Origin of the sequence: Streptomyces sp. RP5T (genome assembly GCF_003933965.1) — a bacterium.
Lineage (GTDB): Bacteria > Actinomycetota > Actinomycetes > Streptomycetales > Streptomycetaceae > Streptomyces.
Window position 1 is genome coordinate 1 of the sequence record NZ_RSAJ01000924.1, and the last position, 2,254, is coordinate 2,254.

Genomic DNA, 2,254 nt, shown 5'->3' on the forward strand with positions numbered 1-2,254 from the left:
GGTGCGCGGCGGGCGGTCCGGGCGGCGGCCCGGACTTCGGTGGGGGTGGAGGCGTAGATCTCGCGGACCGTGTCGTTGAACTGCCGGACGCTGGCGAAGCCCGAGGCGAACGCGATCTCCGTGACCGGCAGGCCGGTGGTCTGGAGCAGGACGCGCGCGGTGTGGGCGCGCTGGGCGCGGGCCAGGGCGACGGGTCCCGCGCCGAGTTCGGCGGTGAGCTGGCGCTGGACCTGGCGGGCGCTGTAGCCGAGGCGGTCGGCGAGTCCCGCGACGCCCTCCCGGTCGACGACGCCGTCGCCGATCAGGCGCATCGCCCGGCCCACCACGTCGGCCCGGACGTTCCAGTCCGCGGAGCCGGGCACCGCGTCCGGACGGCACCGCCGGCAGGCCCGGAACCCGGAGCCCTGCGCGGCGGCGGCCGTGGCGTAGAAGCGGACGTTGTGCCGCTTCGGGGTCACCGCGGGACAGCTGGGGCGGCAGTAGATGCCGGTCGTCTCGACGGCGAAGAAGAACTCGCCGTCGAACCGGGCGTCCCGGCTGCGCACGGCTTCGTACCTGGTGTCCTCGTCCATCACGCCTCCAGTCTCCGCCGTGCGGCGGGGTGCCGCTGGCGGAAATCGGACAGGGCGGTGCGGCTGTCCTGGGCGAGTGGTGGGTCCGTGGTCGGGTGCGGGTGCTCGTGGTTCCCCGCGCCTCCGGGTGGGTGCGGTCCTGGTCCTGCCTGGCTGTACCCACCTGCTCGGAGGCGCGGGGAACTGCGCGACCAGCCCCCACCCGGCCGCGGCCGGAGAACAACCTTCTACGCCCAGCGCCCCCTCTTGGCCTCCATCGCCGCCTTGCCCTGCGCACCCCGCTTCTTCCACTCCTTGCGGATCTCCGAACGGAGCCGCGCGTCCGTCTTGGCCACGATCCGCTGGTTCTCCCGGATCAGCTTCCGGTAGCTCTCCAGCCGCCGCTCGGGCAGCTCACCGGAGTCGATCGCGGCCAGCACCGCGCACCCCGGTTCGCTCTCGTGCGCGCAGTCGTGGAAGCGGCACCGCCGGGCCAGTTCCTCGATCTCGGAGAAGACCTGTCCGACACCGGTCTCGGCGTCCCACAGGCCGACGCCCCGGAGGCCGGGCGTGTCGATGAGCACGCCCCCGCCGGGCAGGGCGAGAAGGTTGCGGGTCGTGGTGGTGTGGCGGCCCTTCCCGTCCGCGTCCCGGGTGGCCCGCACGGCCATGGTGTCCTCGCCGATGAGCACGTTGGCCAGGGTGGACTTCCCCGCGCCGGACTGCCCGAGCAGGACGGACGTACCGCCGGAGACGACCGCGACGAGCACGTCGAGCCCCTCCCCGTCCAGGGCGCTGACGGTCAGCACCGGAACCCCGGGTGCCGTCGTCTCCACGTCCTGCACGAGATGCGAGAGCGTCACCGCGTCCGGCACCAGGTCGGCCTTGGTGAGCACGACCACCGGCTGGGCACCGGACTCCCAGGCCAGGGCGAGGAAGCGTTCGATGCGGCCGAGGTCGAGTTCGACGGCGAGCGACACGGCGACGATGGCGTGGTCGACGTTGGCCGCGAGGATCTGCCCCTCGGAGCGCTTGGAGGAGGTGGAGCGCACGAAGGCGGTACGGCGTGGCAGATACGTCCGTACGTACCGGGGACTGCCCGCGGGCTCGACGACGGCCCAGTCGCCGGTGCACAGCACCCGCATCGGGTCGTTCGGCGTGACGAAGGCGGTGTCCGCCCGCAGGAGACCGTCGGCGGTGACGATGTCGCACTGCCCGCGGTCGACCCGGACCACACGTCCGGGCAGGAGCCCTTCGGGCTCGTAGGGGGCGAACTCGTCCGCCCATGCCTCGTCCCAGCCGTAGGGAGCGAGAGCGGAGAAAACAGAAGAGGTGGAGCTGGAAGTCAAGGGAGAACCCTTCACAAGGGTGGCCCGGCGCAGGGAGTTGGTGTCAGCCGACGGCCACGGAGGTGGACTTGATGATCTGGATGCGGGCATGGCGCAGCGCAAAGACAGCCATCGGTCGACACCTCCCTCATTCCTCGCTCGTGGGGCACGACAGCCGTGAGCCGCCGTGCGAAGCGCTCTCACTGTAAAGGCGCGCGCTTCGGGGCCGCCACCGGTTTTCCGACTCCCGTGCGGCCCGCCTCTCACCCGCCTCCCCCTCACTCGAACAGCCCGGTGCGCTGGTCGTCCGGCGGGAGCGGTTGTGGCATGGGAGGCGACCCCCATCTCCAGGAGAGCCCGTGATGACCCAGCGTC

At 72.2% G+C, this 2,254-nt stretch carries 2 protein-coding genes; both read right to left on the reverse strand.

The window, feature by feature from the left end:
• Window positions 1-572, reverse strand: a 572-nt coding sequence (locus EHS43_RS43020; RefSeq protein WP_148104285.1) for a bifunctional transcriptional activator/DNA repair enzyme AdaA, incomplete at its 3' end; no start/stop codon positions are given.
• Between the two features lie 227 nt (window positions 573-799).
• Complete coding sequence (gene rsgA, locus EHS43_RS43025; RefSeq protein ID WP_125195881.1) at window positions 800-1,900, reverse strand: ribosome small subunit-dependent GTPase A; 1,101 nt, start codon at window positions 1,898-1,900, stop codon at window positions 800-802.
• Window positions 1,901-2,254 lie beyond the last annotated feature (354 nt).